Origin of the sequence: Luteimonas campi, assembly GCF_051162505.1 — a bacterium.
Classification (GTDB): domain Bacteria; phylum Pseudomonadota; class Gammaproteobacteria; order Xanthomonadales; family Xanthomonadaceae; genus Luteimonas.
This window is the reverse complement of sequence record NZ_JBNWEM010000001.1, coordinates 321,749-347,779: the sequence shown is the minus strand read 5'-3', so window position 1 is coordinate 347,779 and position 26,031 is coordinate 321,749. Positions and strand designations below refer to the sequence as shown.

The following is a 26,031-nucleotide window of genomic DNA, read 5'->3' as shown; positions in this document are numbered from 1 at the left end:
CCACAAGATCCGGAGGCATTAGGCTTCGGGATTACCGTGTGCGGTGCACTTCTTGGCGACGGCGCTGCGCAGTTCGGTCGTACGTATCAAGGCAGATGGGGAGGGGCGATATGGATGCCAACCGGAAGATCCCGTTCTTCGGGGCCCGGCGCGTTGCGCGAGAGATCCTTGTTGAATTGGCCACGGTGTCGAAAGACCGTGACGAGCTGTACGCCACTATAGCCCGGGTCGGCGCCCTGGATCAGCTTGAACGGGAGAGAGTGCTTGCGCGCCTGAAGGACGAGATTGACGCCACCAACGCCGCCTGGAAAGCACAGCTTGCCGAACTCGGTGCTGAGCGCGACCAACTGCTTGAACATGTCGCCGAGCTGCGTTCGGAGGTGGTGGAGACGCGTGAGCGGGCGTTGTTGCAAGAGTCTGGTGTCTACGAGTACGCGCACCCCCTCGAGGATGCGGTGGCGTACAAGGCACGCTTGGACATGCTTCGGCAAAGAATCAAAGAGATGAACATGGCTGATGGCCGTGCGGTCTCTGCCGCAAGGGGATGGACGGTCAACGGCTCTGAAGCGCAAGGTCGCACGATGATCCGCGACTACTCCAAGCTGATGCTGCGCGCCTTCAATGCGGAGGCGGATGTGCTAGTTCGCGGGCTAAAGCCCTACGCGCTTCCGGCGGCGATCGATCGGTTGCAGAAGGTCTCCAAGACGATCCAGCGCCTCGGCAAGACCATGAGCATCCATATCACGCCTGAGTACCTTCGGTTGCGCATCGAAGAGCTCCAGCTGACGGCCGACTTCATCCAGAAGAAGGCGGAGGAGAAGGAGCTTGAACGCCAAGAGCGTGAGCGGCTCCGCGAGGAGCGTAAGGTCCAGCAGGAGATCGAGCGTGAACGTGCGAAGTTGGAGAAGGAACGCCAGCACTATCTGAACGCGCTGGAAGCGCTGGTCTCGAAAGGTGACATGGAAGCAGCGGAGCGGCTTCGCACGCAGGTGGCGGAAGTTGAGCGTGCAATTTCCGAGGTCGACTACCGCGCTGCCAACATTCGCGCAGGGTATGTTTATGTCATTTCGAACATCGGATCTTTCGGAGAGTCATTGATCAAGGTGGGGATGACCCGCCGGCTCGACCCGATGGATCGAATCCGGGAACTCAGCGACGCGTCGGTGCCGTTCAACTTCGACGTGCATGCGCTCTTCTTCTCGAAGGACGCCGTCGGCATCGAGTCCGCGATGCACAGTCGCTTGGCGAACAAGCGTGTCAACCTGGTCAATCATCGGCGGGAGTTCTTTCGCGCTACGGCCTTGGAGGCCAAGGAGCTACTGGCTGAGTTGGCAGGTGACCTCTTGACGTTCCATGACATTCCGGACGCCCTCGAGTTCCGGCAAAGCCAAAAGCTGGCCTCCGAGTCCTGATTGTGACCGGATAAAGAGGGTCAGGTTCTAAGGTATCCCCACGTTCTCACGCTGGCGAGATCATTTGATGGAGCACCGCAGGCGGGAGTGATCGCAATCGATCCAGCCATTGGGAGACTGGCTCCATAGGCCAGTGCCTGACCAGAGCTTCGCGGCCGACACGCAAGGTTGAGTAGAGCTTGCGTTTGGTCTTGATCGGCAGCAGCCAGTGGGCGATTCCCGTCGCCTCGCAACCCATTCCCGCTAGCCAACTGGCGAACGATGCCAGTGTGCCGATCAGCAGAAGGATCTGTAGGCGTCCACCGCTGCGCGTCAGATTGTCCTCGAAGCCTTGTCCGTAGCGGTGGGATTTGAGGTCCCGGAACGATAGTTCGATCTGCATCCGACGTGCGTACAGGCCGACCAACTGCCGGGCGTTCAGCGCCGACAGGGTCGGAGAACAGACGATCAACCACGGCTCGCGTTCACGGGCGGCCGACTTGCGGCTGGCAGAGCTGCGCGCGACCTTCTCGGGAGACCGTTCGTTGCGATGTTTGCGGCCCTGTCGGGACTTGGCGTACACCACAAAGCGACAGGGGAGTGGATCACTCCGGTTGCTCTCCATCATCGGCAGTTCCCGTGGCGTCCGGCTGGCCAACACATGCAGCTGCCGCGAGTCGACCCATTGGTCTGCACGATCTTCTTCCGCGATCGGCTTGACCTGGGTGCGTCCACGCAAGCGCCCCAGCCAATGCCAACCCAGTGCCTCGACCGACCGGAACCATGGCGTGCGGAAGTGACCTGCCCCCACTGAGCCGTACCACGTGAAGCTGTAAAGTCCGTCAACCCGAGAGGACGGACATGCGCAAGAGTCGCTTCACCACCGAACAGATCATTGGATTCATCAAGCAGGCCGAGGCCGGCATGGCGGTCTCGGAGCTGGGCCGCCAGCACGGCTTCAGTCCCGCCAGCTTTTACGCCTGGCGGGCCAAGTACGGCGGGATGGAGGCCGAGGACGCCAAGCGCCTGAAGGAGCTGGAAGCCGAGAACAACCGGCTCAAGCGGCTGCTGGCCGATGCCCACCTGGACATCGAGGCGCTGAAGATCGGCTTCGGGGTAAAACGCTAGCCCCGCAACGCAAGCGCGAGGCAGTCCGTCGCATGCTCGACCAGACGGTATTGAGCGAGCGCCGGGCCTGCCGCCTTGCGGGGCTGTCCCGCGATGCCTTCCGTCACCCGCCCGAGCCAACGCCCGCCACGCAGGCGCTCTCAGCGCGGATCATCGAACTGGCCCAGTTGCGGCGCCGGTTCGGCTATCGCCGCCTGCACGACCTGCTGCGCCCGGAGTTCCCCGATGTGAACCACAAGAAGGTCTATCGGCTCTACAGCGAGGCCAGCCTCGCTGTGCGCCGGCGCAAGAAGGCCAAGCGAGCACTGCTTGAGCGACGGCCTCTGGCGAGCGCCACGGCGCCCAACGGCGTTTGGAGCATGGACTTCGTCAGCGACGCCTTGGCCAACGCCCGGCGGCTCAAGTGCCTGACTGTGGCCGATGACTTCACCCACGAGTGCGTAGACATCACGGTCGACCATGGCATTAGCGGCGCCTACGTCGTCCGGGTCCTCGACCAGGCCGCCTGCTTCCGGGGCTACCCGCGGGCCGTACGCACGGATAACGGCCCGGAGTTCACCAGCCGGGCCTTCATCGCATGGACGCAACGCCACGGCATCGAGCACCTGCTGATCGAGCCGGGCAAGCCCATGCAGAACGGCTACATCGAGAGCTTCAACGGCAAGTTCCGCGACGAGTGCCTCAACGAGCACTGGTTCACCTCGCTGGCCCAAGCCCGACAGGTCATCGCGGACTGGCGGCGCGACTACAACGAGGTCCGGCCCCACAGCAGCTGTGGGCGGATCCCGCCTGCCCAGTTCGCTGCCAACCACCGAGCACAGCAAGCCAACAACGCAGTAACCTTCAACCCCGGGCTTTATCAGTAATCACTGGTACGGCCAGTGGGGGCAGGTCACTGCGTCAAGTGTCCCCGAACAACACACTCTGCCGACTCCGCTTCTATGAGCATTGCAGTTGCATGCCGGTAGAAATCAAGGCCCAGATCGGTCACCTTGAAAGCTCGGGATGTTCGTTGAACCAAGCGAACACCAAGCGATTCCTCGAGAGCGCTCAGGCGCTTGCTTAGCGTGGAAGTGGGTATGGCCGTCGCTTTGGAAGCCGCAGTCATACCTCCATACTTAACCACCTGAACAAACATATGTACGTCATTGAGATTAAGCACCGCGATCTTCCACAAACGAAAAAGAAGTTTCCATGAATCAGTTGTTTCCGACACTTCCTTCCGCGATTATAGTGGATGGAGGCGGCGGCTGCCTACGGTTGCTGCTCGCGTCAACCCATCTTCAACGGAGGTCGGATTTGGAACACGAACGACACAATATCGAGCAGTTGATGCGCAGGTACGTCACAGCCTGGCGCGAGCGAAACTGGGATGACTGGGGTCAGCTCTTTGAAAAGGAGTCTGACTTCATTTCTTGGCGCGGATGGTGGGGGCGGACTCGAGATGAGAACGTGGCCCTACATCGTGCGACGCCTACAGCTATCGGGACTCAGATGGTCAACTACTCATTGACCACCGAGAAAGTAGCCTTTTTGTGTGAATCCATCGCATTGGTTCACGCCAAGTGGGTTTGGCGCGAATTTTCAGAAGATGCATCGCCTCCTTCCGACAGGAGGGGCCTGCTAACGATGGTGCTCGTGAAGGGAAATAGCGATTGGTCAATAAGATCCCTCCATAACAGTCGGATCATCGAATAATAATCCCCGAAGAGAGGTCGGAGATGAGTGTCCCATCCATCGGTATCATCGTAAGTACTACGCGGCGAGAGAGATTCGGCCATATTCCAGCGGAATGGGCATATCAAATCGGCCGGCAACGCAATGATCTTTCGTTTGAGATGATAGATCTCCGAGACCATTCGCTGCCGATGTTCGATGAGTCTGCGCCACCTGCATGCCAATCCTCATCAAATGCTGAGGTGCGACGGTGGCTGGAGCGGGTCCGGCTGTTCGATGGGTACATATTCGTTACGGCCGAGTATAACCACAGCATTCCCGCCGTATTAAAGAACGCGATGGACTATTGCTACTCGGAATTCAGCAGAAAGCCTGCCTTGTTCTTGGGATACGGGGGGCTGGGGGCGGCCAGAGCGGTAGAACAGTTGCGTTTGATCTGTATAGAGCTAGGGATGGCCCCCATTAGAGCCGGCGTGCATATCGGTGTTGAGACTTACCTGGCTGTTAGCAAGAAGGAGAAAGCACTTATGGATATCGATTTTCTCAATGCAAGCGCAAACGAGGCCATGAATGAACTTGCATGGTGGACTCATGCATTGAAAGAGGCCAGACAGGCGCAGCGTTGAATTGGAAGGCCCGCTATGAGCTCTCTGGTTGGCCGACGGTCGCGGCTTCCGGTTGTCCAATATGGTCGATGACTTCGACAGCGAAGGCCTGGGAGCGAGGTCGATCTGTCGCGACCAAAAGGAGCGGTTTGGCGTGATCCCGGTTCTTCGGACAGTAGACCTAGGGCACATACCCAGGCGGTTAAGCCGCTCTTCGTCCTGAGCGGGCGATTGATAATCCAGCGACGAGTGCGTGCGGGCTCGATTGTAGAAGGCTTCGATATAGTCGAACACCGCCAGGCGAGCTGCTTCGCGTGGGATGAAGGCCCGGCCGGGGCTGCGTTCCAGATCGGGTCGGGTGCACGCGGGCTGGTCGGTTGGCGTGCTGGCGCGATAGGGGGCTTTTCGCGCCTAGCGAGGCAGAAGCCATGTGAGCCGCCACTCCGGCCGTCGGATATCGAGTCATCGACATCCGCTTCGCGCCCGTCCCGTTAGGGTCTGGCGTCCATCGCAAGTCCGAGGCCTGCCATGCGACTCGAAGGATCCTGCCACTGCGGCAAGGTGCGATTCCGCTGCGAGGCCTATGCGCCGGTGCCATTCCTGCACTGCTACTGCTCGATCTGCCGCAAGACCGCTGGCGGTGGCGGCAGCGCGGTGAACCTGGGGGCGCGCGCCGATACGCTGGAGGTGGATGGACGCGAACACTTGGACGTCTACCAGGCCAGGATCTGCGAGGATGACGGGACCTGTCGCACCAGTTCCGGCCGGCGGCACTTCTGCACCGGCTGCGGCAGCGCACTGTGGCTGTTCGATCCCGAGTGGCCAGACTTGATCCATCCGCATGCCTCAGCGATCGATACGCCGCTGCCGGTGCCGCCGGAGCGCGTGCATATGCTGCTGGGCTCCAGGGCTGGCTGGGTGAAAGTGCCGGACGGCGACACCGACGTACACCTGGATGGCCTGCCTGGAGAGTCGCTGGAGGGCTGGCACCGGCGCCACGGCCTGCTGGACGACTGACCGCAGCCCGGCGGGGCGATATGCTGGCGGGAGCGCCAGGGGAGAGGAGTGCACCGCCGCCATGATCGCCGGCCGTTGTCTGTGCGGTGCCGTGCAGTACCGGTCTCCGGGGCCAGCGCTGTTCTCGATCGTCTGCCATTGCCGCGATTGCCAGCGCGCCACGGGGAGCGGTGGCGTGCCCGTCCTGGGGGTGCCGCGGTCTTCGTTCACGTGTTCCGGGCCGGTCAGGCAGTGGCACATGTCCGGAGGCAGCGGCCAGGCGGCCGTGCGCAACTTCTGCGAACAGTGCGGCAGCATGCTGTTCGGAACGCCAGAGTCCGCTCCGGAGATGGTCACGATCTATGCGGGCAGCCCCCGACGAGTCCGGAGGCGTTCGCGCCGACCGACGCGCTGTTCGTGACGCATCGGCCAGCGTGGGCGCGACTGCATGCACCGCTGGCCGAGCACGAGGGGCTGCCCCCGGGCTGAAGGACCTAAAGAGGAACTAGCGACCTAAACGGGACGGAGGACCTAAACGGGACGAAGGGAATTAATTTCCAGTTTCCCAGCGTTGTAGAGGGGAGGGCCAGTTCCGATTAACTGCCTCCGTCCCCTTTTCCTGGAACTGGTCCAAAAGTCATTCTAGTGAGGCCAGGACTGACTGATGGCCTCAGGCGTCCGCGGATCTCGTTCACGGAGTTGAACATGGCTCCAGAGCGACAGGGACATGATGACTACCGTCTACGGTTACCCGACCAATGGAGCCAAATGGCGGCGGGTCGGGGATGAGCGACTTCGATTACCTCCCTACAGCCGTATATGCCTGATACGAGCCAACGTGTCAGGTGAGCCACCAAGCGTTGGAACGGGTTGGCTCTCGACGGCGGGCCTCATCCAAACCGCCGCCCATGTCGTACACCGGGCCCAAAGCGTGAAAGTCCGCTTTGCCGGCAGTTCCAACTGGATCGAAGGATCAGACATCAAGGTGGCGGCTGGGTATATCGACGGCGACGGAAACCGTCGTGACTGCTCCGCGGACGATTTGGCCATGTTTCGCATCCCGACGGATCCCGACCTCGTGCTTGATGACGACTTCTCTGCCTTGGGGAGCGAGGACGCCTATCACGCTATCGGCTTCCACAAGAGTCAATTGGTGGAACACGCAGGCGACGGAAGGCATGTCCCCCCTTTCGTGGCCCACAACGCCCATACCACACATGGGCACAGCGGTTGTCCTGTTTTCTTCAACCGCAGGCTTGTCGGAATCCACGTCGGACTGTTCTCAAAGTCAATGAGGTACCTGCCGACGCGAGAGGAAGGCGAACTCGCGTTCCTCAACAGTGCTGTGCTTGTCTAGCCAAGGAGCCTTTAATGAGACTCTCGATGCTGATCACCGTTGCATTGATCTCACTGTGTACTGGTTGCGCAACGACTGCCGGCAGCAAAGCTCCACCCGACCTCCTGGCCGGAAATGTTTACTACGATACCCAGGCCTCACTGGGGCCTTGCCCATCGAACGACGAGGCAGAGACCGGGCTTGGCGCTGTCTTTGCCGCCTCAGTCATCGCGCAAGGCGTATCCAAGATTGGTGAAGCACTGAAGTCGGCGGGAAATGCTGAGACACAAGCCGCGCTGGCGCAGAGAAACATCGAGATCAGGACCTCAGATGGCATCGGACCATGCATCGTGATTGCGCGCGGCTGGTTCTACAAGAATATTCCCCCACTCGAAGGCGCAGCCACGCAGGATCTGCACTTCGAAGCGAACAGTTCGTCGGCGTTTCCTGCCTCGAATGACCTGACCTATCGTCAAGCTTTCTGGAGGATGGGTCTCAGCATCGCGTCCACGCCCGATTTCTACTTCAAGGGCGTGGTGAAGCCTTCAACAGGTGGAACGGCGTATGTCATCTATCCGTTGGAGGCCACTCTGGATCGGCCCATCAGCTCGAACATCCTTCGACCTTCGGGCAAGCGCCACGTGATGCTCGCCTTTGCACTGAGCGAAGCAGGCACGAGCGTAGATCTCGCGAAGGGAGGGACCGTCATCACGCTCGGAGCCATGAAACCTGGTGAGTTGCTCAAGTATCCAGACGGCCAGACATGCTTCGTGTCGGATCATGCTGAGACGCTTACGCCAGGCGCATGCCCTCCAAGGGACGAGTTCTCGTTGCTCGTACGCAACCCGATAGAGAGTAACTGGTTCAAGATTGAGACATCGGACAAGATCAAGCCGATGACGCTCCAGGCACTGGTGACCGAGACGCGCAGTGCATCCAAGTTCTTGCAGTTCGTAGGCGCGGTGTTTGGTGATACTAGCGAACCGATCACGGAGGAACTACAGAGGAAATTCATTCCTTCGATTGGCGAGGAAGCTGGATTGGCCGAAATGACAGCGGACGAGGCAACGATTAAGACCTATGACAATGCCCTGTCCAAGGCGTACTCCGAGCTGACCGCATGCATTGGCGCCCCCAACGACGTCGGCAAGCGAATAGCTGCCCGTGTGGCTGTCCGGGATCTCCTGGCCGCGGCCAGGAATGCTGACATGCCACATCTTGAGTTGAGCGCTGACGACATCTCCACCAGTGGCGAGGATGACGGTGCTCAGTGCAAGGCGCAGAGGGACAAGATCAAGTAATTCGGTGATTCCTCCTGTTTTGAGCCGTGCCTGGGGAACTTAAGAAAAGACTAAGTGAGGTAACAATTCTCGTCCTCAGTGTCCGCGAGAAGCTCGGCTTGATGCCGGGCTCTCTTGCGTATCGACCCAGCAGAAGGGGCCCTTGATCCACACCCATTCCGCTTGACAAACCCAGATTCCAGTCGCAATCTCGCTTCAAGGAGCGTCGAAACTCCTCGTACAGCGGTACCCACCTCCGACAAACCGGTGGGTTTTTTGTGCCTGCTTGCTTTGCAGGTGCAACCGACGCGATGCCTGCGTCGGGAGGGCGGCTAATACAACACCCGCGAGGGGAATACGCCCGCCGTCTGTACGCGGTTTCGAACCTCCCGACTTCCCGTCCGCCGTCCCGGTGGGCGGGCACTTCATGGAACGAGGAGGCGACGATGTCGAAGTACACGTTGGACGAAACGGATACCACCGGCTACTTCCTGCCGGAGGACAGTCACTTCCGGCTGGCGAAGCTGCAGGATTATTTGGATTTCCTGAGACAGCTGGCGCAGCCACGCACGCACGATGAAGAGGAGCGGAATCGGGGCCCTCAGATCAGCGGAATGGAGCTGGCCGTCTGCATGGAGATTCTGGCCGAGCAGGTGGAGCAGGTGCTGGACGAGGTCACGTGGCCGGCCGAGCGGCAGGTGAAGGGCAGCCAGCCCGACGCACGGGATGAGGGCGAGGCGGTGGAGCCGGCCCAGACGTGCAAGGCGGTGGCAGGCGGCGGCGTAGAGGACGTGGGGCTGGCAGTCGCGGCCCAGGACGGGGTCGACGACGAGGATGAGGACGACACCCTGGGCGACGCAGCCATGGCGGGCCAGGCCCGCGAGGCGGCCGAAGCGGAGGGCGCGGATCCCGCCGAGCCCGCCGGGGCGCACTTCGTCGTAGCCATGACTATGGATCAGCTGGACGCGCTCAACCGCCTGCACGACCGCCTCCATGCCCACGGCGACCTGGTCTTCGGTTCCGAGCGTGCCGACCTTGCCGACGGCACGCTGGCGGTGCTGGGCGGCGTGATCTCCGAAGACGCCCGCGCCGCGAGCGAGCTGATGGACAAGGTGGCGGAGCAGCAACTGCCCGCGGGCCGCCAGAAGGCGCGGCACGTGCGCGAGGCGCACGCCTCCTATGGCTCACCCGTTGGGCGGCGCTCCGCGCTCGACGCGGCTGTGTCGGTCCTGCCGAAGCCGGCGGATGTGGGCGGGCACCCGCAGGCAGGTACGCTGCACTGACGGGAGGGTGCGGTGCCGGGCAGGGCGGCGAGCCCGGCACCGCGACGTGGGAGCAAAAAGGGGACGGAGGTGATTAATCCCTCTTGATTCCCTCCGTTCCCGTCCTTGCCGGCAGTCGCTACCGTCTCTCCGCCAGCAACTCAGAGCAATCGGCACCCTGGAGGCGAAGACGGCGGAGGCGAGCGCTGCTGCCCGGCGCCGGGTTAGTCTGGCGCGATACCAAGGGGGACTGCATGAAGCTCTATCTGCCGTTGCTGGAGATCCTGTTCGCGTTCGTGTTGATCTATCTGGCGCCTGAGGGAATTCTCCAGTTGCTCAAGCGGCGGATGCAGGCTGAACCCTCGCGCCTTCGCAAGTTCATGCTGGACAACCTGCGCGGCTTCCTCTTCGGGTCGGCGGTCGCGCTGTCGTTCCTGTTCGCGTTCGGCGTGTCGTACGAAGATTTCGCTGCCCGCACCGTGCGCGGCGCCGCCGACGGCGCACGCCGGCTGGTGGGGATGGATGCGATGACCATCTGCAAACGGCGGGCCAGGGAAGAGTTCCGCTATACGCCGGAGTCCTTCATGGAGGCGGCATCCGGTGTCCGCCCGGGTTCTGCCACGCTGGACAGGCGCGACGTTCTGCTGGCGCGTGGCTACATTCTGCTGAGCTCTCCAATGCCCATTTCATCCCCGGACGAGCTGTATGACATGGCCCTTGGTGAGTTCTGCCGCCAACGACCATAACAACTAAAGGGGACGGAGGAAATTAAGTTCCCTCCGAGCGGAGAAGGCAGGAGGTGCATTTTGCAGTCGGGAGGGAAGGGGCAGGGTGCGCTTTCCGATGTTTGGAGCTGATGTGAAGCGCCGAGGGCCCGAGGCGTCACTGGTAGAGTCCGGCGAGGCATCGTCCTACATTGATGCCCCAGCAGCCCGAACGCTCTCACCTCTACCAGGGTCCCACATGTCCGAACGCATCCTCGTCTTCTACGGCTCCTACCGCTCCAGCCGCATGGGCATCCGCCTGGCTGACTACTGCGTGCGGATGCTGCAGGGTCGCGGCTTCGTTGCCGAGCTGATCGACGCCAAGGCGGTGGGCCTGCCGATGCTGGACCGCATGTACAAGGAGTACCCGCCGGGCGAGGCCCCGGAGGCGATGGAGGCCCTCGCCGGCAAGATCCGCGGCGCCGATGGCTTCGTGTTCGTCACCGGCGAGTACAACTGGGGCATGCAGCCGGGCCTGAAGAACCTCACCGACCATTTCCTGGAGGAGTGGTTCTGGCGGCCCGCCGGTATCGTCAGCTATTCGGCCGGGCGCCTGGCAGGTGCGCGCGGCAGCGTCCCCTGGCACGGCACGCTGTCGGAGATGGGCATGGTGGTGATCTCCAGCACCGTCAACGTTGGGCCCATCGGCAAGACGCTGGATGCGCAGGGGCAGCCCATCGACGAGGCCGGCAAGTCGCTCGAGAGGAGCTTCGTGCGCTTTGCCGAAGACCTGGCCTGGTGGGTGGAGGCCGCACGGCTGCAGAAGGCCCGGAAGGCGCCGCCGTTCTGAAGAAAACGGCCCGGGTACATGTACCGAACCCGGTGCGGGCCTGCCGCGCCCGAACATCCACGCTGCGACCGATGAGAGCCTCGATCCAGCTGCGGAGGGTAGGGGAAATGAATCCGATCCCAGGGGTGAGGGTTCTTTCCGCGTACTCAACCTCAATCAGGGTGGCAACCGAGTAAGACTGGCCTGAACCCGCCCTGCGTCTCGTAGGAAAGTGTCTACCTCCCCTGGTTTGCTCGCTTCCCAGCGAGGGGCGACGATGGCGAAACGATCCAGAAGTCCCGGCATCCGTCCAGCCCGCAACGCCGCGGTATCGGGCGTGCTCGGCCTGGCCGGCATCGCGATGGTCGCCGCGGGCGTGATCGACCTGCGCGTCCACGGTGGGAATGGCGCACCCTGGCTGGCGCTGGGCATCTTTCCGGCCTTGCTCGGGCCGATCGCGTTCCTGTTCTACCTGCACTACGCGGGGCGCGTGCGGGCGATGCGCCGGGGCGAAGGCCTGGTGGGGCGCTGGACCGTGTCGGCCGATGCGTTCCGCCGGTTCCGCGAGGCGGAGGCGCGCATTCCGGCGCGCAGCGTGATCGTCAATTACTACCGGCCACCCGGGTCGATCCCGGAGGCCGGCGTCGAAGTGCTGGTTTCGGACAGCGGCGTGCTGATCGGCGAGGGCTACTTCCCGTTGCCGACCAGCGGCACCCGGCGGGTGGAAAACGTGCGCCATGCCGAGGCGGTGCCGGATGCGCTGGAGTTTTCCCTTGGCCTGGCCGGGATGGCACGAACGTCCAGCGCCACCGTCCAGTCCACGCGCACGTTATACGTGTTGCGGGTGCCGGTGGCGGAAGGCGCCGATGCCGCCGCGAACGCCGTGTTGCGGCACTATCGATCCCGGTTGCACGCCGGCTGAGGAACCGACGCGGGTCGGAAAGGTGGCAGGGACGGCTTCCTGAGCGAGAGTGCGTGGCGTAGCGAAGAGAGCCGCCCTCGGGCGGCGCCCTTACGGCGGCGATGTGGGCCTGGCGACGGGCGCTTATTGCCACTCAGGCGCCGGCCGTGCCTGTCCGCCGGCATAGGCTTCGTCGATCAGCTTGCGCACCTGCCTGCCGGCGATCTCGGCCTCGCGCTCGATCTTTGCGCCCAGCGTCTCCATGTCCTTGCCGATGGCTTCCATCGGCTTGCCGGCTGCCTCCATCTCCTTGCCCAGCGCTTCCATCGGCGCGTACTGCGCCTCCATGCGCTTGCCGGCCGCTTCCATCACGGCGGCATGGCGCTCCATCTCCACCGAAAGCGACTCCTGCTGCTGCGACAACGTTTCCTGCTCGCGGTGCAGGCGGTCGCGTTCCGCGTCCGATGCATTCATCGACTGCAGCGCCAGCCGGGCCTGCTGTTCGCCCAGTTCGCGCATCCTGGCGCCCAGGGCTTCCATCTCTTCGCTGGCCGCGCGCACTTCCGGGGTTTCGAAGGCGTTGTCGGCCGACACGGCTTCCATGCGCTTGCTCAGTGCCTGCATGCGTTCGCTGTGCGGTTCCATGCGCCGGCTCAGGCCCTCCATTTCTTCGCCCAGCGCATCGGTTGCCGCCCAGGCCTGGTGCGCGCGCGACACGGTGTTGGGGTCGCTGACAATCCAGGCCTTGCCGTCGCGGCGGAACCAGATGAAGTCGCCGTCGATGTGCTTGCGCGCGATCTCGATCCCGTCGATGTCGTGGTTGCTGCCGGACAGGCTGAAGCCGTCCTGGCCCTTGCGCACCAGCGCGTAGGCCGCGTCGTCCGAGGCCGTCATCCTGTGTGCGGACTGGGCAGGCGCCGGCGAGGCGGGGATTGCCGCGCGAGACGCAGCATCTGCAACCGGCTGCAGGGTTGGCGAGGGCGCCGGTGCCGCGACGTGCGTGGGCGTCGCGGTCACTGGCGGAGCCGCGAGACGGGCCTGGGCGTAGAACGCGGCGCCGGCCACGGCCAGGCCGATCAGGGGCAGGGCCGCCGCCTTGCCGACGGCGCGGCGTTCGGGGCGGACGAGCTGGCGAATGCGTGACATCAGGTGACCTCCGTGCGCGGCCGGCGCAAAGCGCGTTTGCGGGGTGGGCGACCGCACGCCGGCGTGGCGGTCGAGTTCGGACAGGGCGATGGCCAGGCGGCGCGGTTCGCCCAGCGCCGCCGCGGCGATGCCGTCGGCCACGAGTTCGCGCTCGATGCGGATGCGGCGCGACAGCCACCACACCACCGGGTGGTAGAACAGCAGGGTTTCCACGGCGCCCTGCAGCAGGTTGACCAGGTAGTCGTGGCGCCGGATGTGGGCCAGCTCATGCGCGATCAGTGCCTCGACCAGTTCCGCCGGCATGCGCGCGAGCAGCGCGACCGGCAACAGCACGACGGGCCGGCGCCAGCCGGCGGTCACCGGGCTGTCGCCTTCCGCGCTGATGCGCAGCGCGACCGTGAGGCGGATGCCCATGCGTGCGGCCAGGCGCTGCGTGCAGGCCTGCCATTCCGCGCCGGTCGCGAGCTGCGCGCGATCGCACAGGTGCCGCACCCACAGCAGGCCGCCGGCCATGCGCAGTGAACACACGAGCACGCCCGCGGCCCACAGCGCGACGATCCAGGGCAGCGGCGGGAGCCGCGGGGTGTGCAGCGCCTCGCCCAGGACGGAGACATCCGCGATACCGGAAGCATCGGCGGCCACGTAGGCCAGCGCGGCGACAGGCGCGGCGGCGTCCGCCTGTACGACCGCCTGCAACAGGGTGAGGCCCGGCCACAGCACGCAGGCCAGCAGTGCGCCGCAGGCGACCGCGTAGCGGGCTTGCGGCCGCGCATTGCCCAGCAGCGCCAGGGCCGCCGCCGCGACCAGGCCGATCAGCAGGCCCTGCCAGAGGAAGTGGAGCAGGGCGGCGGCCAGCGCCGGCACCAGCTGTGCGAGCAGTTCATTCATCGCGGGTCTCCTCCAGGAAGCGGCGGATCTCTTCGCGTTCTGCATCGCTCACACCGCGGGTCCGCAACGCGGCCAGCACCAGGTCCTTGCCCGAACCGCCGAAAGCCTTGTGGATCAGTTCGTCCAGCAGCCGTGTCTGCAGCGAGTCCTGCTTCTGCGCGGGCGCGTACACGTGCGAGCGCTGGCTTTCGTCGCGCTTCAACAGCCCCTTGCCGTGCATCACCTGCATCAGTCGCAGCACGTTGGCGTAGGCCAGGTCGGGGCGCTCGCGGCGCTGCGCCTCGTGCACCTGGCGCACGGACGAGGGGCCGAGCTGCCACAGCGTCCGCAGCAGTTCGAGTTCGGCGGGGGTGGGCTTGGGGAGGCGCGGCTTGGCCATGCGCAGTGCGTCTCTGGGTTGTCGATGTCGGCACGCTAGCGCGTCTAGACAAGTTTGTCTAGACAAGAATATCTAGTCCTGAAGTCGGGCTGACGAATGGCAGGGGTCGTGTTGGCCCTGCGGCCGGAGTCCGTACAGCCGATGCCCCCGGCTCGGTCGACTCGTGGGTTCGGCAAGCTGGGCAGCTTGCTGTCTGCCGATGGCAGAAGCCGGCGAAAGAGACAGGTCCGTTGCTTCCCGACTGCCAGTCCGAATGCTGGCGTTGATCTGGGAACGGCAGCGCGAGGGCGCCTGCCGTCGCGGGTGATGCAAGCCATTGTCCCCGACACCTGTGTTGTTCTCTGGCCGGTACGTTCGTGCCCCGTAGTGCCTCGTGATTCCACTTCAGAACCAGCGCCCTTGGCTTGATGCCGCGGTCGGGCCATGCTGCACACCCCTCTCCAACGAACATCACAGCAGCCCGTGACCTATCGCCCCGCCAAAACCGTCCTCTCCGCCGCCCTGATCCTCGCGACCGCCGCTTGCGGGTCGCCTCCCGCCGCGGACGCCGCGGCTGGTGTCGCACAGCCCGAACCCGACGCCCCGGCGCAGGGCAAGCCGCCGATCAGCAAGTTCAAGGCCTATACCGGGCGCGTGAGTGGCGAGACGTTGCTTACCCAGAGCCACGCCACCGGGCACGTAGACGATGTGTTCTTCACCCACTGGAAGGATGGCGGCGAGGCATTGTTCAAGCTGGACGGGCAGGGCAACTTCAGCATCGACTGGGTGGGTGGCGACTACAACTACGTCGGCGGCCCGGGCTGGGAGCGCGGCGACCGGGATCGCGTGATCGGCTATCGCCTCGACGAGGATTCGGGTGCCAGCTACGTGACCCTCTACGGTTGGGGCTACGACATGGACATGGATCCCGCCGATCCCGCCCATCTGGTGGAGTACTACGTCATCCAGCGCGGCGTGCGCACGCCCGGGCAGGGCGGCGAGCAGGGCGTCTCGTTCGTCAGCAACGGCGTGGAGTACACCACCTGGCGCACGGTCCGCACGCAGAAGCCCTCGATCAACAACACCGCCACGTTCCATCAGTACTGGAGCGTGCCCAAGGAGCAGCTGCCGCTCGGCGTCGACCACAAGATCGTCTTCGCCGACCACGCCGATGCCTGGGAGCGAAACGGCTGGAAGTTGCCCGACATGGACAACTTCGACGCCAGCGACGATCCCACCTACCAGGTGTTCGCGGTCGAGGTGTTCATGGTGGAAAAGGGAGGGACGGTGTCGGGCCGCGTCTGGGAGGCGGGGGAGTAACTGCTCCGCCTGATCCGCAAGGTGTGTTTGAGACCGCACTGCAGTGGAGCCATCAACTTCGGTGCAAGGGGTGTTGAGCATGGATGAGGACAAGATCGACTTCAGCAACGTACGGTTCCGCGATGAAGAGGTCCGACACTTCTCCCGTCGTGAGGAAGCCGGCACTCCGTCTGGCGGATCGTCGGCGCGGTGCTGACGGCGCTCGTGCTCTATGGCGTCTTGCAGTCGCTGGTCACGGTCATGCTTGTCCGACATGCCGTAGGGGAACTTGAACAAAAAATTGTTTCCCTGATGGCCATCCCCTCGATCCAGGCGAATGAGCCGCGCCCGCAGCAGCCTCGCGCCGGCCTGCCGGCCCCGGTGCGCCCGCATCCCGCCTACCTCGGGCCTGTCGAGGCGCGGAAGGCCGGGCAGGGACAGGCCTGTATCGGTGGCTACGTGTCCCACCGCGTCGAAGGTGGCTGGAGCCAGTCACGCCAGCGCTGCAGGCCAGTGAGCGAATAGCCGGAGCGCGGCAAGGGCTGCAGGGCGCCAACGCCACGCTCGGCTGCGCGAGCGTGTCAAGGCGCCTCGCGCTCCCTGGGGTTATCCCGAGGTGTCCGCACCGACGTCCCTCCGCAATCATATGTGCAGTGCCCCGGATCCGAGGAGTTGGGCGATGGCAGTGATGGCGATGGATGGCGGCGGCGGTCACTTCCCGCAGCCAAGCGCGCAGGCGCAGACACACGTGGTCTCGGCGACCGATACGGTGCAGAACCTGGCCGAGCGCTATGGGATCACCCAGCAGGCCTTGCGCGAGGCGAATCCGGAGGTGTTCCAGGATCCGTCGGCGCGTCGCCGCGATGCGGCGCAGAGCGGCGGCGAGCTGCTGCTGACCGGGGAGACGATCAATATCCCGGCCGCATCGCAGAGCGTCGTCGAGGATCCGGCTGGCAGCGACTTCGTTCCCAATCCCACCTATCCCTCGCCCAAGAGCGAGTACACCGTCACCGGCGAGGGCCAGCACGCCGCCGGCAGCGTGACCTGGAACCCTGGCGACGGCAGCATCAAACTCACCGGCACACAGATCGTCACCCCGCCAGGGCAGACGGACCAGTCGCCGCTGCAGTACTCGGCCCGTACCGAAAGCGCGGTGACCGCAGGCCAGGTCAACAAGAACATCGACGGCAAGGACTACACCGAGTTCACCGTCGAGGTGCAGTTCACCCACTCGACGAACGTCGAGGGCCAGAACCGCACCAGCCGTGGCCTGGTCGAGGGCGAGGCCAGCGTCGGTGCGGGCACCCGCGCGCGCTACAAGGTGCTGCTGCCGGGCAAGGACCAGAGCGCGGAGGCCGCCGCGCGCGTGAATCCCTTCGATCCGACCACGATCCCGGACGGCGCGACGGTGATGATGGACGGGCAGAACTTCACCCAGGGCAGCCTGGCAGGATCGTTCCGTCATATCGGCGTGCAGACCAATGTCACCGACGCCGCTGGCGTGACCTATGCGGTGACCCGCGACGGCAACGACGTGCGCGTGACCATGGGCCCGAACCAGGCGGTGGAGGCGTTCAACGGCATCGGTCTGCGTTCGGAGATCGCCTCCGCGATGCTCGGCCGGCAGGACAACCTCGGCGGTTCGACGCTGGCCACGGCCACCTTCGACCTGTCCAATCCCGATGGGCAGGCGGCGTACGCGCACTTCGTGGCCACCGGCCAGGTGGCGCACGAGACGGCGGGCGTGGACGACGTGGCCACCATCGAGCGCATCGACTATTCCTCGCAGACGCGCGCCCTGCTGGAGCTTGGGCCGGTGCAGGCCAACCTGGCGGGCGCGCAGAATACCGGCACCTTCGTCAGGACCACCTATCCGGACGGGTCCTACACCTTCACCACCGAGCTGCAGTATTCGGGCAACGTGCCGCTGCAGGTGACGCAGCGTTTCGACGCGGCCGGCCATGAGGTGACGTCGGAGCGCAGCTACGAGTTCAAGGTCAGCACCGACCACACGGTCGATCTGAGCTGGTGGGACAACATGTGGGGGCGCAGCGATGCGGAGGCCGAAGCATCGCGCGAGAACTCGCATACGCAGTTGCTCAACTGGGCGCTCACCGGCGGCAGCGAAAGCGGCCCTGCACAGGCGGGCAAGACCATGACCATCAGTTTCACCGAAGCGCAGATGCAGGCGCTGCACGGGCAGACCACCGCGGCCGCCGCCGCGAACGAGAGCGGGCTGGACACGCTGCGGCTGCTGACCGGCGGCGAGGACGACATGCCGGTCAACAGCACCTTCGATTTCGCGGTGGCGATGGCCCGCAACCTCGGCGGCGACAGCTACGGGTTCGCCGAACGTCTGTTCGAGATTTCCAGCGGCGCAGACGGCGATATCACCAATGGCGCGTATGCGCGGATCGATGCCAGCGTGACGGTGAAGTAAGCGCGCGCGAGCGGCAGGCGGGGCGCAGGCGCGTCGCTGGTACGGCCTGTGACCACGGTGCGCGGGTGAGCGCTGCGGCGGCCGACAGGTCCGCTTGCAGGTCGGTGCCGCGCCAACCGTTTCAAACGCGGCGCCGCCACAGTAACGTTGCGGGTCCGTTCCGTCCGAGGATTCCGCATGGCCCGCAAGGATTTCGACCCTTCGACAGTCGCCCCGCACGGGCGTGCCCCGACGAAGGCACGGCTGTTCGATCCGGGCGTCGGGGGCCCGTGGCGCGGATCCATCGAAGGCATTGCCATGGGCGGCGCGGTGACCGTGCTTGCCTACGGAACGGACACGCCGGGCGCCGGGCCGGGCCTTCATGTGCATCCATACGACGAGACCTTCATCGTCGTCCAGGGGCGTGCCCGGTTTTTCGTCGGGGGGACGGTCATCGAGGCCGCCGCTGGCGAGATCGTGCTGGGCCCTGCCGGTATTCCGCACAGATTCGAGAATCTCGGGCCGGGCCGCCTGCAGACGGTTGACATCCATCATTCGCCCCGCTGGATCCAGACCGATCTGGCCTGACGGCTGCGCATCGACGCAGTGCGGGGGCGAGCGCAGACAACGCCCGCAGCGTGGTGGCCTACCACAACGCGGACTACCAGGAAGTGCTGGGCCAAGCGGCGCGCTAATTCTCTGACGCCGATCCGATCAGGATCGCTCCCGGGAGTCGGAGCGGTCCTGTCGAAACGCCGGGGCTGGATCGACATCGATCCAGCGCCGTCTCCGTTATGGACGATCGCCACGAGGCAGCGACGGGCACGCGGGGCACTGGCGAGGGTGCGCGCTCCCCGTTGGGCCGGTGTGCGGGGCCGGCTCCCGCGTTACGATCCGCACCGGGCAGCGGAGCACATGCGGCATCGATGTGCCGGCTGGCGTGGAGTACGCCACCGAGGTCGAAGCCACCGCATGGGCTTATGCCGCGCTCGTCCATCTGCAGCTGGATCCCGCCGTGCTGTTCCACGGCGGTGGCTACCAGGGCGCATCGGACCGGCTCATCCTCATGTTCTCCCTGGGCGTGTACCCGGGTGCGTTCGGCTTGGCACAGGCAGGGATGACGACCATCGGCGACACGGCCCCTGCAGACGGTGCAACGCGCTATCCGAGGATGTCGCGATGGCTGCGTGCGTAGCCAGAGCCAGGACGGCAAGCGATGGAGCCCGATCGCCGGGGATTTACGATCCGCTCGGCACAGGCTTTCGGCTCCAGCCCCGCGGACTCGAATGGTGTCCGCCGCGGCCTGGCCGGCGGGCGGACACCACATCTTCAAGCGGCACGGCTCTGCGCCAGGTCATGGATCAACGGTCCACCACCTCCGACTCGACCACCATGTCCAGCACGTAGGCAATCGACGAGGCATCCGCAGGCGGATTGGCGATGTCGAAGCGGTCCAGCCGCAGCACGTTGCGCACCCCGGGTTCGTGGGTGTAGCCCTCGATGTCCTGGTACAGGAACTGCCAGTCGCCGGCGGACTGGCGCAGGCCGTTCTCGTCGTAGGAAATCTCGCGCACCTGCAGGCATTCGTAGTCGGGGATCATCGCGTGCGGGCAGGGCACGCGTTGCGGGGCAACCTCGAGAAACACGCGTTGGCCCGCGCCGCCGTAACGCGTGGCGGCGGTGGGTACAGCGTCGAAACGCAGGGTGTCGCCGTCGGCCGTGGCCAGCACCAGCGCGCCGCCATCGTCGAAGCGCAGGCGGCCGCCGGCGCGGAGGCGGTCGCCAATGGCAGCGTCCGACTGCATCAGCGCGTCGTCGGTGCAGCCCATCAGGGTCTGCACCAGGTCGCCGGTGGTGAACAGATCGCCCTCGATTACATAGCTGCCGCCGATGCGGTTACAGGCATTGGAGACGCCGACCCGCCCATCGGCGAAGTCGAGCTGCAGTGGGCGGTCGGCGCGCGGGAACAATGCGTCGATGCGCGTGCCGTCCGCGCGGGTCGCCTCGACCAGGCGCCAGTGGTATCCCGACAGTCGCGCGGCATCGAACTGCGTCGCGGATGCGGGCGATCGGGGCGTGGCGGGGCCGTCCGGCGCGCGGGGCGCGGGAGCGCAGGCCGTGGCCAGCAGCAGGGCGGGAACGAGGATCAGGGCGGAAGTGCGCATGGCGGCTCCAGTGGCAGGGTCCCTGGAATAACGGACGAGCACGTCGATCGGGGTTGTCCGCGAAGGGTACCCCCGAGGGTTCCGTCTTCCGCACGTTTCCGGCGTCGCGAGGGACGCCGTATGGCAGCCATGCCGCTGATGCGGAGGCGCGCGTTCCGGCGCGCCTCCGCCTTGCCTCAGCCGCGAACCAGGCTCAGGCCGTACTGGCTCAGGATCGGGTTGATCCGGTCGAAGTAGGTGCGCCGCTGCGAGGCGGGCAGGCTGCAGTTGCTGTTGCTGCCCGCGGCACGGTTGCCACCGGAGGTCACGCCCTGCGCCTGTCCCGCGCCGGTGATCCAGGAGCCGCCGGAATCGCCGCCGCCGGCACAGGCGTTGGACTGGGTGAGCCCGAACACGCTGCCTTCGGCGTAGTTCACGGTGACGTTCTTGGCGGTGATGGTGCCGCACCGGTAACCGGTGGTGCGACCGGAGCGGCACAGCGAGGCGCCAGTCGCCGCCTCGGTGCTGCCGCGCACCACGACATTGCCGCCGCTCCAGTTGCTGACCCAGGGCTGCAGCGTGTGGGCGCTGCCCACCTGCACCCAGGCGCGGTCGTTGCCGGGGAAGTTGGACTGCGCGAACGAGCCCACGTTCTGGTTGGCCACGCTGACGCTGTTGCCGGCGTTGCCGCAGTGCCCAGCGGTGGCGAAGCCCTTGGTGCTGCCGCGCGTCACCGGGAACCCCACCGAGCACAGATACTGGTTGTTGATCACGTACTCGATGCCGCCCCGGATGGTGGCGAACAGTTCCGGCTGGCCGACCATGGTCTCGAAGCGGATGGTGCCTGCGTCGGCCCTGCTGCGCGCGACCAGGTCGATGCCCTTGGCCATCGCGTCGGAAGCGACCGAAACCACCACGCTGTTGCTCTGCGGATCCACGTGCCAGGCGTGCACGCCCTGCAGCGCCGCAAGTCCCTTGGGCGATTGCAGCACCATGTCGTCCAGCGCGGCCTTCGTCGCTTCCAGCGTCTTCAGGCTGTGGCGCACGTTGCGCACCTCGATGTCGGCGGGCAGCAAGGTTTTCGCCGCCGACAGTCCGCTCGCGCCCACCACGTAGACGAAGCGGCCGTCGTCGCGGCGCTCGATCCAGCTGCCGGCGTAGGCATCGCCCAGCTGCCGCTTTGCAAGCGCCTCGTTCTGCTCGGCCTGGCGCTCGGTCCGCAGGTACTGCGCGGCCTGCGTCGGCGCGATGCCCAGATCGCGCTCGATCGCGGCCTTGAGCGCGGGGTCGAACGCATCGCTTGCGGACACGGCAGCGGCGGGCAGTATCGCTGCGGCAGCCGTCGTCAGCGACAACAGCACGGCGTGTCCGAGCCTGCGGCGGCGGGGGAACAGGAAGTCCTTCATGAACAGTCTCCTTGACTTGCAAGATGGGGACGACCGCGGGGGCGGTCGATGCACGGCGCGTCGGGGGGAAGGTGTCGCCGCAATCGTCCATCTCGCGGCGACGAACGTAGTCAAGCGCATACGCCGATGTGAATTCGTGTCAGGGCTCACAGCCGCATGCGGTGTGCAGCGTTGTCATCGGTGCGACATCGGGCTGGCCTTTGGAATCCGGCCTATGCGGTAGTCATCCCATTGCGTGGAAGCGCTGAGTCATGAAGGTGAATGCTGCCGCCGCAGCTGCGGGCGTACGCCCGCGCGACTGGTGCACGCGACCGCGATCTCTGAAGAAGTTCTTTCCGCCAGCGCAAGCGCAGACCTTGCAGACGGGCCGCGCCAGTTGGGAGGCCGGATGATGCGCGCAAAGACGGGCCGTCGGGCGATCGCCGCGACGGCCGTGTGGTGCAGCGCCCAGCTACGCTGCGTCTAAACCGGTGCCGCGCCCGCGGCGGCACCCATGCGCCACGCTCAGTCCTGTTTCGGCGCCCAGCCCGCGACCGGCACCGTGTTAACCATCCACGGCACGCCGAAGCGGTCGACCAGCGAACCGAAGCCCGGGGACCAGAAGGTTTCGGCGAACGGCATCACCTCCCGGCCACCTTCGGACAGTTGCGTGAACCAGCGCCTGGCCTGCTCGATGTCGCTCGTGTGCAGGGTGACGTCGAAGCCGTTCTTCGGCTTGTCGATGCCGGGCGCCCAATCGACGTCCATGTCCGCGCCCATCAGGGACTGGTCGCCGACGTCGAGCCAGCAGTGCATGAGCCAGGTCTTGTACTTCAGATCGGTGATCGGCATGTCCGGCGGCCCATCGCCGTAGGGAATCGCCGCGGTGATGCTGCCGCCCAGCACGGCGGCATAGAACTCGAAGGCCTCCCGGCATTGTCCCTGGAAGCTCAGGCTGGTGACGATCTTCATCTCGGTTCCTCTTGCTGGTGGAAAATCCGGCCCGGCGGCGGGTGCCGGGGGCCCGTGGGCAGCTGCCGCACAACCTGGGGGCAGGGCGGGAGGCGACAGCGCAGCGCTGGATGCCGTCGTGCCGCGTGTGCCCTGCGGGAAACGACTCACATCCTGGTTGCAGACGGATCAGGGGGCCCGGTTTCGACAGCCGGAGATACTCGGCCGGGAGCCGCCGTTCCTCCATCAGGAACGCAGCGGTTTCCGACGGTCGGCAGGAGCGGGCGGGGGCGTCGCGGGAGCTTCGACCAGGCTCAAGGTCGGCCCGGCTACCCGGTTCCGAACGGCGTCTCACGCCACTGGCCGCGGCCGCTGCGCTTGGCTTCTTACAGCGCCTCTTCGGCCATGTACACCATCCGCTCCCAGTCGGTGGCCAAGGCAGCGGGGTTGGGGGGCGGCCCTCCGGGGGCGCGTGCCTTGTCCCTAGGACGGCGGTATTACCGCCGGATGTCGAGCAGCTCTACCTCGAACACCAGCGAGGCGCCCGGCGGGATCACGTTGCCGGCGCCGTCCTGTCCGTAGCCGAGGAATGCGGGAATGTGCAGCTCGCGCCTGCCGCCCGGTCGCATGCCGGCGATGCCTTCGTCCCAGCCGCGGATGACGCGTCCCGTGCCAAGCTTGAATACGAAGGGCTGCCCACGATCGCGCGAGCTGTCGAATTGCGCACCGCGCTTGCCGGGCGCGTTCTGGTCGTGGAGCCAGCCGGTGTAGTGCACGCTGACTTCGTCGCCGGCGGTGGCTGCGTCGCCTTCGCCCACCGTCACGTCGATGCGCTGCAGTTCCGCCACGTCGCCTCCGGTGTAGGGCGGCGGTCCACCGCAGGCGGCGACCAGCAGAAGGCAGGACAGGAGGGCGGCGTGGCGGATCGGGCGGGTGCTCATATGGGCGGCGCTGCGAACGGAACCACAGGATAGCCGGCATTGCGCACTCCCTCGTTCCACGCGGCCGGATTGTGCGCAGCGCTGCGGCAGGGTGCGCGGCCGCCCGTCTTGGCCGAGGCCGTACGGACACGCGCGGCGCCCTGCCGCATGCTTGAATATGCGCCACAGCCGGGTGGGGACCCGGTCATTCCGGATGAACAAGGCCATGCCGACGTCGTGGATTGCCGTCTTTGCCGCGGTGCTGGTGCTGGGTGTCGCCGGTTGGCTGCTCGCGCGCGCCCGACGCGTCGGCGTGAAGCCTGCGGTATCGGCGATGGACGCGACACCCCGGGGCGCCGCCGCGCGGCAGGCGGCCGACGACCATAGATTGCACGCCGCGCGCGCCGCGCGCGCCGCGCCGCCAGGGGATGCCACGCCCGCGACGGAACGGCAGATCCTGGAGTGGCTGTGCGCACGCGCCTTTGCGGAGGCGGGGACCGCACCCGGCGCAGCCGACGCCGCGCAGGCGGAGGTAGAGGCCGCCGCCGTCGACGTGCTCGCGCGCATCGACGCGCATCCACGCTACACCCCGCGCCGTCCGCAGTTGCTGCCGCAGCTCACCCGCGCGATCAACGATCCCGCCGCCAGCGCCCAGTCCATCGCTGCGATCCTGGGCCAGGATCCGGCGCTGGCCGGAAACCTGCTGCGCATCGCCAACAGCGCGCTCTATCGCCGGCGCGGCGTGCCGGTCGAGCAGCTGGAGCGGGCGGTGACGCTGCTCGGTACCGAGGGCCTGCGCCGGACGGCGATGGCGGCCCTGCTGCAGCCGGTGATCGCCGACGACGGCAGCGCGTTCGCCCGCTGCGCCGCACTGCTGTGGGACCACACCCTGCTGTCGGCGGACATCGCAAGCCGCCCGGCCGGGCCGGCCACGCGCGATGAACTTCATGCAAGGCAGCTGCTGGCGCTGCTGTACGGGCTGGGATCGGTGGTGGTGGTGCAGGTGCTGCGCGATACCTGGGGCAAGCGCGGCCACGGCGCGCCTGCCCTGGATGCGCTGGTGGCGCTGCTCGATACCTGGTCGGCGCGCTGCGCGCGTTCCATCTCGGCGGACTGGGGGCTGTCGTCACGGATGCAGCGTGCGCTGGAGGAACTGGCCGAGGGCACCGGGGACGATGGCCTGGGCGAGCTTGGCCAAGCGCTGCGCCTGAGCCGTGCGCAGGCCGCGGACAGGCTGTCGATCGCCGGCAGCGACGGCCCGGGCTGAGCCCGGACTTCAGCTGCTTCCACGGGCGCGTCGGGCAGGCCCTGGTCTCCCGAAGCTACGGATTTTTCCGCCGCAGCGCGACGCTGCATGAAGGGACGATGGCGGCGCTCCGACCCCTCGCTTTTGCGGCTGTATCGGCACGCCAATCGGCGTAGGATGCCTGCGACGGGGGTCTGGCGGCCTGGCGGCTGCGAGGAGGATTCCGATGGAGAAGCCCCTGATCTTCCTGGGCTCGTCGGGAAAGCAGGCCGACCTGCTGCAGGCGCTGGCGCGAGGCCTCGAGGACGTCGCGCGGGTGGAACCCTGGACCACTTCGTTCAACCCCGGGACGACCACACTGGAGCGGCTGTTCGAGCTGACGCGGCAGGTGGACTTCGCCGCCTTCGTGTTCGCGCAGGACGACTGGACCACGCACGATCCGGGCGCCGCTTGATCGGCGCCGGGCCAGGCCTCGCCGCGCGACAACGTGGTGTTCGAGGCCGGCCTGTTCGGCGGGATCCTCGGCATGCGCCGCACCTTCATCCTGCACGCCAGCGGCGCCAAGCTGCCGACCGACCTGCTTGGGCTGACCTGCGTGCGCTACGACGGCTCGACCGCCGCAGCCGAGATCGAGGGCATCTGCGCGAAGCTGCGCAACGCGATCGACGTCGCAGGCCGCGCCAGCCGCATCGAGGGCCTGTGGTGGCAGTACTCGCTGACCCGGCGCACAGAGCAGGAGCCGTCGGTGCTGGGACTGCTGCGGATCGCACGTGGCCGCGACGGCGCGCTGGAGATGACCGGCCGTGCCTGGCAGGAAGATGGCGCGCTGTCGGCCCGCTACTGGAGCGAGGCGACGCGCGAGAAAGGACAGGCCGCGGGCATCTTCTACTACTGGAAGGGCGAGCGGCCGCTGCATCCCGACGCGCCGCAGCTGGAGGGCACCGGCGAAGTCCGCCTGGAATCCGCCGAGCGTGCCACGGGCTACTTCACCACGCATGGCGACGAGGTGCATGCGCGCACGTCCGGCGTCTACCTGCGGGCGGATGCGAACGACGTCAGCGTCATGGACGGCGGCGACCACCAGGCACGCGCACGCCTGATCGCCGAGCGGGTCGCGGCATGGCAGTCGGTCAGGAGCAGTTGATCGGCCGGATGGCGGGAGGAAC

At 66.0% G+C, this 26,031-nt stretch carries 25 protein-coding genes and 2 pseudogenes; 19 read left to right on the top strand and 8 right to left on the bottom strand.

Features of this window, described 5'->3' with window-relative positions; all coding sequences use genetic code 11:
• The first annotated feature begins 110 nt into the window (after nt 1-110).
• Nucleotides 111-1,412, top strand: a complete 1,302-nt coding sequence (locus ACQYVW_RS01665) for an SNIPE associated domain-containing protein (RefSeq protein ID WP_434945844.1) — start codon at nt 111-113, stop codon at nt 1,410-1,412.
• Between the two features lie 46 nt (nt 1,413-1,458).
• Here ACQYVW_RS01665 and ACQYVW_RS01660 read toward each other — a convergent pair.
• Nucleotides 1,459-2,187 (bottom strand): annotated as a pseudogene (locus ACQYVW_RS01660) (IS4 family transposase); the annotation flags it as partial.
• Between the two features lie 65 nt (nt 2,188-2,252).
• Here ACQYVW_RS01660 and ACQYVW_RS01655 point away from each other — a divergent pair.
• Nucleotides 2,253-3,385 (top strand): IS3 family transposase gene (locus ACQYVW_RS01655; protein WP_434945843.1). Its coding sequence is split into 2 segments (ribosomal slippage): nt 2,253-2,508 and nt 2,508-3,385, totalling 1,134 coding nucleotides; the frame shifts between segments, so codons are not numbered across the junction.
• A gap of 26 nt (nt 3,386-3,411) precedes the next feature.
• Here the strand turns inward: ACQYVW_RS01655 and ACQYVW_RS01650 are convergent.
• Nucleotides 3,412-3,681 carry a LysR family transcriptional regulator gene (locus tag ACQYVW_RS01650; RefSeq protein ID WP_434945842.1) on the bottom strand — a complete coding sequence of 90 codons (270 nt, stop codon included), beginning with the start codon at nt 3,679-3,681 and terminating at the stop codon, nt 3,412-3,414.
• 32 nt (nt 3,682-3,713) lie between these two features.
• Between ACQYVW_RS01650 and ACQYVW_RS01645 the strand changes: the two genes are divergently transcribed.
• The 10 genes from ACQYVW_RS01645 to ACQYVW_RS01595 all read left to right on the top strand — a co-directional run bounded on the left by ACQYVW_RS01645 (nt 3,714) and on the right by ACQYVW_RS01595 (nt 12,130).
• Nucleotides 3,714-4,217 carry a nuclear transport factor 2 family protein gene (locus tag ACQYVW_RS01645; RefSeq protein WP_434945841.1) on the top strand — a complete coding sequence of 168 codons (504 nt, stop codon included), beginning with the start codon at nt 3,714-3,716 and terminating at the stop codon, nt 4,215-4,217.
• Nucleotides 4,218-4,240: 23 nt separating this feature from the next.
• Entirely contained in the window at nt 4,241-4,822 is a 582-nt protein-coding gene (locus ACQYVW_RS01640; protein ID WP_434932420.1) for an NADPH-dependent FMN reductase, read from the top strand.
• A 507-nt stretch (nt 4,823-5,329) separates the two neighbouring features.
• Nucleotides 5,330-5,818, top strand: a complete 489-nt coding sequence (locus tag ACQYVW_RS01630) for a GFA family protein (protein ID WP_434945840.1) — start codon at nt 5,330-5,332, stop codon at nt 5,816-5,818.
• Complete coding sequence (locus tag ACQYVW_RS01625) at nt 5,757-6,218, top strand: GFA family protein (RefSeq protein WP_434945839.1); 462 nt, start codon at nt 5,757-5,759, stop codon at nt 6,216-6,218. The genes ACQYVW_RS01630 and ACQYVW_RS01625 overlap by 62 nt, the downstream gene beginning before the upstream one ends.
• 510 nt (nt 6,219-6,728) lie before the next feature.
• Nucleotides 6,729-7,154, top strand: a complete 426-nt coding sequence (locus ACQYVW_RS01620) for a hypothetical protein (RefSeq protein WP_434945838.1) — start codon at nt 6,729-6,731, stop codon at nt 7,152-7,154.
• A gap of 14 nt (nt 7,155-7,168) precedes the next feature.
• Nucleotides 7,169-8,434, top strand: a complete 1,266-nt coding sequence (locus tag ACQYVW_RS01615; protein ID WP_434945837.1) for a hypothetical protein — start codon at nt 7,169-7,171, stop codon at nt 8,432-8,434.
• A gap of 425 nt (nt 8,435-8,859) precedes the next feature.
• Nucleotides 8,860-9,696: an XAC0095 family protein gene (locus tag ACQYVW_RS01610; RefSeq protein WP_434945836.1), complete on the top strand. Its 837-nt coding sequence runs from the start codon at nt 8,860-8,862 to the stop codon at nt 9,694-9,696.
• Between the two features lie 233 nt (nt 9,697-9,929).
• Complete coding sequence (locus tag ACQYVW_RS01605; protein WP_434945835.1) at nt 9,930-10,421, top strand: hypothetical protein; 492 nt, start codon at nt 9,930-9,932, stop codon at nt 10,419-10,421.
• Between the two features lie 217 nt (nt 10,422-10,638).
• A complete protein-coding gene (locus ACQYVW_RS01600) occupies nt 10,639-11,229 on the top strand; it encodes an NADPH-dependent FMN reductase (RefSeq protein WP_434945834.1) in 591 nt (196 codons plus the stop codon).
• A gap of 256 nt (nt 11,230-11,485) precedes the next feature.
• Nucleotides 11,486-12,130, top strand: coding sequence for a hypothetical protein (locus ACQYVW_RS01595; RefSeq protein ID WP_434945833.1), 645 nt, complete (start codon nt 11,486-11,488; stop codon nt 12,128-12,130).
• A gap of 123 nt (nt 12,131-12,253) precedes the next feature.
• Here ACQYVW_RS01595 and ACQYVW_RS01590 read toward each other — a convergent pair whose 3' ends face one another.
• Nucleotides 12,254-14,143 carry a M56 family metallopeptidase gene (locus ACQYVW_RS01590; RefSeq protein ID WP_434945832.1) on the bottom strand — a complete coding sequence of 630 codons (1,890 nt, stop codon included), beginning with the start codon at nt 14,141-14,143 and terminating at the stop codon, nt 12,254-12,256.
• Entirely contained in the window at nt 14,136-14,522 is a 387-nt protein-coding gene (locus ACQYVW_RS01585) for a BlaI/MecI/CopY family transcriptional regulator (protein WP_434932433.1), read from the bottom strand. Before ACQYVW_RS01585 ends, ACQYVW_RS01590 begins: the two co-directional genes overlap by 8 nt.
• A gap of 462 nt (nt 14,523-14,984) precedes the next feature.
• On the opposite strand from ACQYVW_RS01585, the gene ACQYVW_RS01580 reads away from it, so the two are divergent.
• From ACQYVW_RS01580 to ACQYVW_RS01560, 5 genes are all read left to right on the top strand, one after another.
• Nucleotides 14,985-15,821, top strand: a complete 837-nt coding sequence (locus tag ACQYVW_RS01580; RefSeq protein ID WP_434945831.1) for a glycoside hydrolase family 11 protein — start codon at nt 14,985-14,987, stop codon at nt 15,819-15,821.
• A 189-nt stretch (nt 15,822-16,010) separates the two neighbouring features.
• Complete coding sequence (locus ACQYVW_RS01575; RefSeq protein WP_434945830.1) at nt 16,011-16,325, top strand: hypothetical protein; 315 nt, start codon at nt 16,011-16,013, stop codon at nt 16,323-16,325.
• 154 nt (nt 16,326-16,479) lie between these two features.
• Nucleotides 16,480-18,240: a LysM peptidoglycan-binding domain-containing protein gene (locus tag ACQYVW_RS01570; protein WP_434945829.1), complete on the top strand. Its 1,761-nt coding sequence runs from the start codon at nt 16,480-16,482 to the stop codon at nt 18,238-18,240.
• A gap of 177 nt (nt 18,241-18,417) precedes the next feature.
• The gene (locus ACQYVW_RS01565; protein WP_434945828.1) at nt 18,418-18,807 is read left to right on the top strand and encodes a cupin domain-containing protein; all 390 of its coding nucleotides are present in this window, start codon (nt 18,418-18,420) and stop codon (nt 18,805-18,807) included.
• Nucleotides 18,808-19,159: 352 nt separating this feature from the next.
• Complete coding sequence (locus ACQYVW_RS01560; RefSeq protein ID WP_434945827.1) at nt 19,160-19,414, top strand: hypothetical protein; 255 nt, start codon at nt 19,160-19,162, stop codon at nt 19,412-19,414.
• Nucleotides 19,415-19,580: 166 nt separating this feature from the next.
• Here the strand turns inward: ACQYVW_RS01560 and ACQYVW_RS01555 are convergent, their stop codons facing one another.
• The 4 genes from ACQYVW_RS01555 to ACQYVW_RS01540 form a co-directional block, all read right to left on the bottom strand.
• Nucleotides 19,581-20,384 carry a DUF4377 domain-containing protein gene (locus ACQYVW_RS01555; RefSeq protein ID WP_434945826.1) on the bottom strand — a complete coding sequence of 268 codons (804 nt, stop codon included), beginning with the start codon at nt 20,382-20,384 and terminating at the stop codon, nt 19,581-19,583.
• A 176-nt stretch (nt 20,385-20,560) separates the two neighbouring features.
• The gene (locus ACQYVW_RS01550; RefSeq protein WP_434945825.1) at nt 20,561-21,769 is read right to left on the bottom strand and encodes a S1 family peptidase; all 1,209 of its coding nucleotides are present in this window, start codon (nt 21,767-21,769) and stop codon (nt 20,561-20,563) included.
• Between the two features lie 504 nt (nt 21,770-22,273).
• Complete coding sequence (locus tag ACQYVW_RS01545) at nt 22,274-22,720, bottom strand: VOC family protein (protein WP_434945824.1); 447 nt, start codon at nt 22,718-22,720, stop codon at nt 22,274-22,276.
• Nucleotides 22,721-23,196: 476 nt separating this feature from the next.
• The gene (locus tag ACQYVW_RS01540) at nt 23,197-23,625 is read right to left on the bottom strand and encodes an FKBP-type peptidyl-prolyl cis-trans isomerase (RefSeq protein ID WP_434946247.1); all 429 of its coding nucleotides are present in this window, start codon (nt 23,623-23,625) and stop codon (nt 23,197-23,199) included.
• A gap of 220 nt (nt 23,626-23,845) precedes the next feature.
• Between ACQYVW_RS01540 and ACQYVW_RS01535 the strand changes: the two genes are divergently transcribed.
• Together ACQYVW_RS01535 and ACQYVW_RS01530 are read left to right on the top strand one after the other, a co-directional pair.
• Nucleotides 23,846-24,886 (top strand): HDOD domain-containing protein, encoded by a 1,041-nt coding sequence (locus ACQYVW_RS01535; protein ID WP_434945823.1) that lies wholly within the window; start codon nt 23,846-23,848, stop codon nt 24,884-24,886.
• A 205-nt stretch (nt 24,887-25,091) separates the two neighbouring features.
• Nucleotides 25,092-26,009, top strand: a pseudogene (locus ACQYVW_RS01530) (TIR domain-containing protein).
• Nucleotides 26,010-26,031: the final 22 nt, after the last annotated feature.

What these genes read in the sequence shown, in the direction of transcription:
- ACQYVW_RS01665 (WP_434945844.1), top strand. Translation starts at nt 111, where the DNA reads ATGGATGCCAACCGGAAGATCCCGTTCTTCGGGGCCCGGCGCGTTGCG.
- ACQYVW_RS01600 (WP_434945834.1), top strand. Translation starts at nt 10,639, where the DNA reads ATGTCCGAACGCATCCTCGTCTTCTACGGCTCCTACCGCTCCAGCCGC.
- ACQYVW_RS01565 (WP_434945828.1), top strand. Translation starts at nt 18,418, where the DNA reads ATGGCCCGCAAGGATTTCGACCCTTCGACAGTCGCCCCGCACGGGCGT.
- ACQYVW_RS01630 (WP_434945840.1), top strand. Translation starts at nt 5,330, where the DNA reads ATGCGACTCGAAGGATCCTGCCACTGCGGCAAGGTGCGATTCCGCTGC.
- ACQYVW_RS01535 (WP_434945823.1), top strand. Translation starts at nt 23,846, where the DNA reads ATGCCGACGTCGTGGATTGCCGTCTTTGCCGCGGTGCTGGTGCTGGGT.
- ACQYVW_RS01555 (WP_434945826.1), bottom strand. Translation starts at nt 20,384, where the DNA reads ATGCGCACTTCCGCCCTGATCCTCGTTCCCGCCCTGCTGCTGGCCACG.
- ACQYVW_RS01570 (WP_434945829.1), top strand. Translation starts at nt 16,480, where the DNA reads ATGGCAGTGATGGCGATGGATGGCGGCGGCGGTCACTTCCCGCAGCCA.
- ACQYVW_RS01610 (WP_434945836.1), top strand. Translation starts at nt 8,860, where the DNA reads ATGTCGAAGTACACGTTGGACGAAACGGATACCACCGGCTACTTCCTG.
- ACQYVW_RS01645 (WP_434945841.1), top strand. Translation starts at nt 3,714, where the DNA reads ATGAATCAGTTGTTTCCGACACTTCCTTCCGCGATTATAGTGGATGGA.
- ACQYVW_RS01550 (WP_434945825.1), bottom strand. Translation starts at nt 21,769, where the DNA reads ATGAAGGACTTCCTGTTCCCCCGCCGCCGCAGGCTCGGACACGCCGTG.
- ACQYVW_RS01585 (WP_434932433.1), bottom strand. Translation starts at nt 14,522, where the DNA reads ATGGCCAAGCCGCGCCTCCCCAAGCCCACCCCCGCCGAACTCGAACTG.
- ACQYVW_RS01545 (WP_434945824.1), bottom strand. Translation starts at nt 22,720, where the DNA reads ATGAAGATCGTCACCAGCCTGAGCTTCCAGGGACAATGCCGGGAGGCC.
- ACQYVW_RS01605 (WP_434945835.1), top strand. Translation starts at nt 9,930, where the DNA reads ATGAAGCTCTATCTGCCGTTGCTGGAGATCCTGTTCGCGTTCGTGTTG.
- ACQYVW_RS01590 (WP_434945832.1), bottom strand. Translation starts at nt 14,143, where the DNA reads ATGAATGAACTGCTCGCACAGCTGGTGCCGGCGCTGGCCGCCGCCCTG.
- ACQYVW_RS01625 (WP_434945839.1), top strand. Translation starts at nt 5,757, where the DNA reads ATGGCCTGCCTGGAGAGTCGCTGGAGGGCTGGCACCGGCGCCACGGCC.
- ACQYVW_RS01615 (WP_434945837.1), top strand. Translation starts at nt 7,169, where the DNA reads ATGAGACTCTCGATGCTGATCACCGTTGCATTGATCTCACTGTGTACT.
- ACQYVW_RS01595 (WP_434945833.1), top strand. Translation starts at nt 11,486, where the DNA reads ATGGCGAAACGATCCAGAAGTCCCGGCATCCGTCCAGCCCGCAACGCC.
- ACQYVW_RS01640 (WP_434932420.1), top strand. Translation starts at nt 4,241, where the DNA reads ATGAGTGTCCCATCCATCGGTATCATCGTAAGTACTACGCGGCGAGAG.